4 protein-coding genes and 2 pseudogenes are annotated in these 7,530 nt (G+C 71.5%); all 6 read left to right on the top strand.

From position 1 onward, the window contains the following. On the top strand, positions 1-993 hold a 993-nt coding region (locus tag KHO18_RS27645), incomplete at its 5' end, for a glycosyltransferase family 4 protein (protein WP_409365110.1). After that, positions 917-2,119 (top strand): annotated as a pseudogene (locus KHO18_RS27650) (glycosyltransferase family 4 protein); the annotation flags it as partial. The gene KHO18_RS27645 and the pseudogene KHO18_RS27650, both read left to right, overlap by 77 nt. 154 nt (positions 2,120-2,273) lie before the next feature. Then, positions 2,274-4,535 carry an NHL repeat-containing protein gene (locus tag KHO18_RS27655; RefSeq protein WP_144201102.1) on the top strand — a complete coding sequence of 754 codons (2,262 nt, stop codon included), beginning with the start codon at positions 2,274-2,276 and terminating at the stop codon, positions 4,533-4,535. Then, the gene (locus tag KHO18_RS27660; RefSeq protein WP_144201104.1) at positions 4,532-6,052 is read left to right on the top strand and encodes an oligosaccharide flippase family protein; all 1,521 of its coding nucleotides are present in this window, start codon (positions 4,532-4,534) and stop codon (positions 6,050-6,052) included. Before KHO18_RS27655 ends, KHO18_RS27660 begins: the two co-directional genes overlap by 4 nt. Beyond that, on the top strand, positions 6,049-7,221 hold the full coding sequence (locus KHO18_RS27665; RefSeq protein WP_144201106.1) for a glycosyltransferase: 1,173 nt from the start codon (positions 6,049-6,051) through the stop codon (positions 7,219-7,221). The genes KHO18_RS27660 and KHO18_RS27665 overlap by 4 nt, the downstream gene beginning before the upstream one ends. Continuing rightward, positions 7,214-7,530 (top strand): annotated as a pseudogene (locus KHO18_RS27670) (glycosyl transferase family 1); the annotation flags it as partial. The gene KHO18_RS27665 and the pseudogene KHO18_RS27670, both read left to right, overlap by 8 nt.

Raw genomic sequence — 7,530 nt, forward strand, 5'->3', positions numbered from 1 at the left:
GGCGCCATCGCCGCCTTCGCCCAGCCGGGGGCCAGCGTGCCGGCCCGGCTGCTGCGCGCGCGCCGCATGCTGCGGGACCGGCTCGCCCGCGAGAAGCCCGACGTCATCGCCTCGCACTTCGCGCTCTACACGCTGCCCGGGCTGGACCTGATCCGCGACTACCCCAAGGTGATGCACTTCCACGGCCCCTGGGCCGCCGAGAACACCGCCGAGGGCGTGGCCGACCTCGCCAGCCGCATCCAGCATCACGTGGAGGCAGCGGTCTACACGCGCTGCCAGCTGCATATCGTGCTGTCGATGGCCTTCGGCCGGGTGCTGCAAACGCGCTATGGCGTGGACCCGGCGCGCATCCGCATCGTGCCGGGCTGTGTCGATGCGGGGCGCTTTGGCGTGCCGATGGACCGCCGCACCGCGCGCCAGGCGCTGAACCTGCCCACCGACCGGCCGATCGTGCTGACGCTGCGGCGGCTGGTGCGGCGCATGGGGCTGGAAGACCTGGTCGATGCCATGGCGACCGTGCGCCGCAGCGTGCCGGATGCGCTGCTGCTGATCGTCGGGCGCGGCACGCTGGACGCGGAGCTGCGCGAGCGCATCGCGGCGATCGGCCTCCAGGATCATGTGCGGCTGCTCGGCGCGCTGCCGGATGCCCAGTTGCCGCTGGTCTACCGCGCGGCAGACCTGAGCGTGGTGCCCACGCTGACGCTGGAGGGCTTTGGCCTGACCACGGTGGAGTCGCTCGCCGCCGGCACGCCGGTGCTGGTGACGCCGGTGGGCGGGCTGCCCGAGGCGGTGCGCGAGCTGTCCGAAGCGCTGGTGCTGCCGGCCAGCGGGCCCACCGCGCTGGCGGCTGGCGTGACCGACGCGCTGCGCGGCACCCTGCGCCTGCCCGACGCCGAAGCGTGCCGCCAGTACGCGCGTGAGCGCTTCGACGTGCCGGTCATCGCCGCGAAGGTGGCCCAGGTGTACCGCGAGGCGGTCAATCGATGCGAATGAACCAGCGAGCAGGATCGAGGGAGCCAAGATGAAAGTCGCAGTGGTCCATGACTGGCTGGTGGCGTACGCCGGCGCCGAGCGGGTGCTCGAGCAGATCCTGCGCTGCTTTCCCGGGGCGGACGTGTTCAGCCTGATCGACTTCGCCGAGGAGCGCGCCTTCCTGCAGGGCCGCCCAGTCACCACCTCGTTCATCCAGCGGCTGCCGTTTGCGCGCACGCGCTATCGCGGCTACCTGCCGCTGATGCCGCTCGCCATCGAGCAGCTCGATGTATCCGGCTACGACCTGGTGATCTCCAGCTCCCACGCGGTGGCCAAAGGCGTGCTGACCGGCCCGGACCAGCTCCATATCAGCTACGTCCACACGCCGATCCGCTATGCGTGGGACCTCCAGCACCAGTACCTGCGCGAGAGCAACCTGCAATACGGGCTGCGCTCGGTGCTGGCGCGGATGCTGCTGCACTACATCCGCAACTGGGACGCCCGCACGCGCGATGGCGTGGACCATTACATCGCCAACTCGGCGTTCGTGGGGCGGCGCATCCGCAAGATCTACGGCCGCCATGCCAGCGTGATCCATCCGCCCGTGGACGTGGAAGCCTTCGTGCCGGGCGGCCCGCGCGAGGACTACTACGTCACGGTGTCCCGGCTGGTGCCCTACAAGCGCGTGCCGCTGATTGCCGAGGCCTTCGCCAGGATGCCGGACCGCAAGCTGGTCATCGTTGGCACCGGGCCGGAGCTGGACAAGGTGCGCCAGGCGGCGGGGCCCAATGTGCAGGTGATGGGCCACCTGCCGTTCGAGGCCATGCGCCGCACCATGCAGCAGGCGCGCGCCTTCCTGTTCGCGGCCGAGGAGGACTTCGGCATCTCGGTAGTGGAGGCGCAGGCCTGTGGCACGCCGGTCATCGCCTATGGCCGGGGCGGCGCGCTCGAGACGGTGCGTGACGAGCAAAGCGCCATGCCCACCGGCCTGTTCTTTGCCGAACAGAGCGTGCCGGCGATCATCGACGCCGTGGAGCGCTTCGAGCGCCAGCCCGAACTCTTCCGCCCCGAGTATTGCCGGCTCAACGCCGAGCAGTTCTCGGCCGACCAGTTCCGCGAGGCGCTGCTGGGCTTCGTGGCGCGGGCGCAGGCCATGGCCGCCGGGGGGAAGTCGTCCGGCGGGGGCGACGGTGCGTCCCGGCCCGTGCGTGACGACCAGCTCGACGGCTTTGCGGGGTGGCGCGATGGCTGATGCGCACCGGGTGCCGCCCGCGTGCGTGCCCCGGCCAGGCCAGACACGTTTGGGTTCCTTCCTCGCCACGCTGGGGCTGATCGCCCTCCTGCTGCTGTGCGCACCCGTGGCACCGGCCGGGGCGGCGGGGCTCGACTACCGCACGTCCTGGGTCGGCAATACGCTGGGGTTTGGCAATGGCCGCTGGGTGCCCAACGCCGTGGAGGACATCGCCGTCACGCCGGAAGGCGTGGTGGTGACCAATACGGAGTGGGACGAGGCCGGCGGCGAAATCACGCTGATCCGCGACGGCAAGGTCGAGGGCGTGGGCGACCACACGCACGGCTGGGGCAACTTCGGCGGCGACGCGATTGCCGTGGGCGACGGCTATGCCTTCACGGCGGCGCGCATCGAGAATGCCGGCGGCAAGCTGGCCAACCGGCCCGGCTATCCGGAGAAGAACACGGTCTGGTTCGGCCTGATGCGGCGCGAACTCGACCGCCTGCAGCGCGGCGCGCCGTTCGAGGGCGGCGTGGGCAATTCGGACGACGTGAACCCGAGCCCGGTGCTGAACAGCTTCCTGCGCATCACCGCCGTGCGCGAGGGCGAGGACGCCGCGGTGCGCGGCCTGGCTGTGCAGAACAACGTGCTGTACGCGGCCACGCCGCTGCGCAACCGCATCGACCGCTTCGACACCCGCACCATGCGCCGGCTGGGCGCCTGGGAGGCCGAGCAGCCGGGCAAGATGACGCCGGATGGCGCCGGCAACCTGTGGGTGATCCTGCGCACGACGGGCACGCAGGGCCGGCAGGTGGTGCGCTTCGACGCCGACGGCAAGCGCACCGCGCAGGTGCCGCTGCCGGCCGGTACCCTGCCGGTGGACGTGGCGGTGGGCGTGGACGGCCGCCTGCTGATCGCCGACAACGGTCCGAACCAGAACCTGCTCTGGTTCCAGGTGGACGGCAACACCGTGACCCCGGCGGGTGAGCTGGGCGAGCGCGGCGGCGCCTACAGCACCCGCAACGGGGCGCGCGCGGGCAGCGTGGGGCCGCTGCGCTTCCAGGGCCTGACCAGCGTGGGCCTGGATCGCAAGGGCAATATCTACGTGGCGATGAGCGGCATGGGTCCGCGCCCGGTGGGGCACCGCCCGTACCACTACGGCGCCGTGATCGAGAGCTACACGCCGGATGCCAAGCCGCGCTGGCGGCTGGAGGGCCTGCTGTTCCTCGACACCGTGCACGTCGATCCCGCCGACCCCGGCTGGGCCTATACCGGCACCCGGCGCTTCCGGCTCGACTTTGACCACATGGACCCCGGCAGCGAGTGGCGCTACACCGGCATCACGCAGGACCCGTTCCGCTACCCGCAGGACGCCGCCTTCGCGGCGGGCCCCGAGGGGCGCGGCTTTCCGCTGATGCGGCGCATCCAGGGCCGGCTGTTCGGCTTCTTCACGGACCGCCACGCCAAGTACCTGAAGATCTATCGCTTCGACCCGGCCCGCTCGGAGCTGGCCGTGCCGGCCGGGTTCATCTCGACCCGGCGCATCGAGGGCAACTGGCCGCCGTTCCAGCCGCCGTCCGGCGAATGGATCTGGCACGACGACAACGGCGATTCCCGCTTCCAGGCCAACGAGTTCGAGCGTAACGGCGGCCGCGACGCTCCGGCGATGCAGGCCTGGTGGGTGGACGACCGGGGCGACGTCTGGGCCGGCTCCTACGACCAGGGCATCCGCCGCTTCCGCCTGCGCGGGCTGGATCGCCAGGGCAACCCCGACTACAGCTTCGACACCGTGGAGCGCGAGCCGATGCCGGCGCCGTTCACCAAGGTGCAGCGCCTGCAATATTTCCCGGAGACCGACACCATGTACCTGACCGGCGCCACGGCCGCCAAGCCCTATGACCCCGGCCAGTGGGACTCGATCGGGCGTGTGGTGGCGCGCTACGACAACTGGCGCGGCACCAGCCGCAACACCGTGCGCAAGCCGCGCTACGTGGTGGAGGTGGACAGCCTGCCGGGCCGGCGCCCCACGCAGGGCATCGAGGGCATCGCCGTGGCCGGCGACTACATGTTCCTGGTCGAGGCGGAAAAGGCCCACGTGCGGGTGCTGGAGAACCGAACCGGACGGCAAATCGGCGTGATGACGCCCGGCGGCGAGGTGGGCGGCGAGAGCGGCTGGGTCGATGTGCCGATGGGCATCACCGCGCTGCGCCGCGCCAACGGCGAGTACGTGGTCTTCGTCGAGGAAGACGCGCGTGGCAAGAACCTGATGTACCGCTGGCGCCCGGCACCGGCGCCGACACCGGCACCGGCCGGGGAGGCAAAGCGCCCATGATGGACGTGACGCTGCGGCGCAACCTGCTGATCAACCTGACCGGGCTCGCCTTGCCGACGCTGGTGTCGCTGGTCACCGTGCCGCTCTATATCAAGGTGCTGGGCGTGGACCGCTTCGGCGTGATGACGCTGGTCTGGGTACTGGTGGGCTATTTCACGCTGTGCGACTTCGGCATCAGCCTGGCCAGCGAGAAGCGCATCGCCCGCGCGCTGGCCAGCGCCGACCGCGCCGACATCGCCCTGACGTTCTGGAGCGCGCTCTGGACCAGCCTGGTGACCGGGCTGATCGGCGCGGTGATCCTCTGGGGCGTGGCCGGCGCCTATTTCCATTGGGCCACGCACGCGCCCGAGGCGCTGCTGAACGAGGTGACGCGGGCGCTGCCGTGGATCGCGCTGTCGATCCCGGTCGGCAACGTGGCGCTGGTCTTTGCCGGGGCGATCAGCGCGGCGGAGCGCTTTTCGGTCTTCAACATCAACCAGACCATCGGCACGGTGATGTTCCAGGTGCTGCCCGTGACGGCGGCGTTCGTGCTGGCGCCGACCCTGCAGGTGGCGCTGTGCACGGCGGTCATCGCCCGGGCCGTGAGCGCGCTGATGCTGGGCGTGGCGGCGGTGCGCGTGCTGGAGATCGACACGGTGCAGCGGGCCCAGCGCGCCTGCGTGCGCGCCCTGTTCGGCTACGGCCGCTGGCTGCAGCTGACCGTGGCGGCCAACATGATCGGCGAGTCGCTGGACCGCGTGGTGGTGGGCGCGCTGCAGCCGCCGCGCTTCGTCACCTACTACGCGGTGCCGCAGAACCTGGTCTCGCGGCTGAACCTGCTCTCGGGTGCGCTCTCGCGCACGCTGTTCCCGCGCCTGGCCGCCGCGCGGCGCGAGGAGGCGGTGGAGATCGCCCATCACGCGCTCGGCTTCCTCCAGACGCTGCTCACGCCGGTGACGATTGGCGCGCTGTTCGTGCTGGAGCCGTTCCTGCGCTCGTGGGTGGGGCAGGAGCTGTCGTCCAGCTCGGGGGAGATCGGCCGGATCATGGTGCTGGGTGTGTGGCTTGGCGGACAGACGACCGTGGCGCGCAACCTCATGCTGGCCCAAGGCAAGGAGGCGGGTGTGGCGCACGTGTCGCTGCTGCTGCTGCCGGCGTTTGCGCTGCTGCTGTGGGGCGGGGTCTACCTGTTCGGCATCCAGGGCGCGGTGATGGCGGTGCTGGTGCGCGGCGTGGCCGAGTATGCGGCGCTGCTGCGGCTCTGCGGCATGCGCGCACGGCCGCTGGTGCACGAGATGGCGCCGCATCTGGTGTTCGTGGCGCTGGCGCTGCTGCTGGCATCGCACGTGAACGGCTGGCTCCCTTGCCTGGCGGCGGGCACGGCGCTCGCCCTCTGCAACATGGGATGGTCGCTGCACAGCTCGGCCACGTTCCGGGATGTGGCGAAATCGGCCTGGCGGCGCGTGTCGCCGCGCCCCACGCCTGACAGCGCGGCACCGGATGTCGCCGCGCCCGCTAACCACGAAGGGAAGACATGAGGATCCTTCACCTGGCCAACCACGCCCGCGATGTCGGCAACGGCATCGTGAACGTCATGGTGGATCTGGCGGTGGCGCAGGCCGCGGCCGGGCACTCGGTCACCATCGCTTCCGCCGAATGCGGGTTTGGCGAGCTGCTGGCCGGCTCGGGCGTGCGGCACGTGACGCTGGCGCAGCGCAAGCCACTCGCCCTGCCGCTGGCGGTGCGCGAGCTGCGCCGGCTGACGCGCGAGATGGCGCCCGAGATCGTCCATGCGCATATGGTGTCCGGCGCCCTGGTCGGCGCGCTGGCGCGCCGCGCGGGCGGCGGGCCCTACGCGCTGGTGACCACGGTCCACAACGAATTCCAGCGCAGTTCCGACCTGATGCGCCTGGGCGACCGCGTGGTGGCCGTCAGCGGCGCCGTGGCGGCGTCGATGATCGGGCGCGGCATTCCGAGGGACAAGATCCGCGTGGTACGCAACGGCACCATCGGCTCGGCGCGGCTGGCGCGGCTGCCGGCGGCCCCGAATGCGATGAAGGCGCTGGCCGGCCCGTCGATCGTCACGGTATCCGGCCTCTATGCGCGCAAGGGCGTGCTCGACCTGATCGATGCCTTCGCCGATGTGCACCGCGCCGTGCCGGGTGCGCAGCTCTATCTGGTCGGCAACGGCCCGGACCGCGCCGCCTGCGTGCGGCTGGCGGAAGACCTGGGCGTCAGCGACGCCGTGCACCTGCCCGGCTTCGCGCGCGACCCCCGGCCATGGATGCGGGCCGCCGACGTGTTCGTGCTGGCCTCGCACTCGGAATCGTTCCCGCTGGTGCTGAGCGAAGCCCGCGAGGCCGGCTGCGCCATCGTCGCCACGGCGGTGGGCGGCGTGCCAGAGGCGCTCGGCTACGGCGCGGCGGGCCTGATCGTGCCGGCCCAGCGGCCCCGCCTGCTGGGCGAGGCGCTGTCCAACCTGCTGCGCGACCGCGCCACGCTCGACGGCTGGCGCGCGCGCGCCGCGCAGGACATCGACTGGCTGCGCGTGGACCGCGTGGAGCGCGACTACGGCGCGATCTATACAGAATTGCTGGCCGCGGTGCGCCAGCCCCAGCACACCTCGCCCACCCAATCCACCCAATCCACCCCGCTTCCCGTTGCCGGCGTGACCGAGCCCACCAAGGAGCTGGCGCGCCATGGCTGAACAGGACCCCCCACGCATGCTCCACGTCAACCTGCTGGCGCACGGCACCGAGGCCACCCGCCCGGCGCAATCGGCCCGCCAGCGGGTGCTCTTCGTCGACCAGAGCGGCCAGATCGGCGGCGCACAGCTCAGCCTGCTCGATATCGCGCGGCATCGTAGCCATGACAGCGAAGTGGTGCTGCTCGATGACGGCCCGTTCCGTGAGCGGCTGGCGGCGCAAGGCGTACGCGTGCACGTGGAAGCCGGCGGCGCCGTAGGCGCGCTGCGCCAGCGCGGGTTTGGCACGGGCGCGCTGCGCGGCCTGCTGGC

Source organism: Cupriavidus campinensis (assembly GCF_905397395.1).
In the GTDB taxonomy this organism is placed as follows: Bacteria; Pseudomonadota; Gammaproteobacteria; order Burkholderiales; family Burkholderiaceae; genus Cupriavidus; species Cupriavidus campinensis.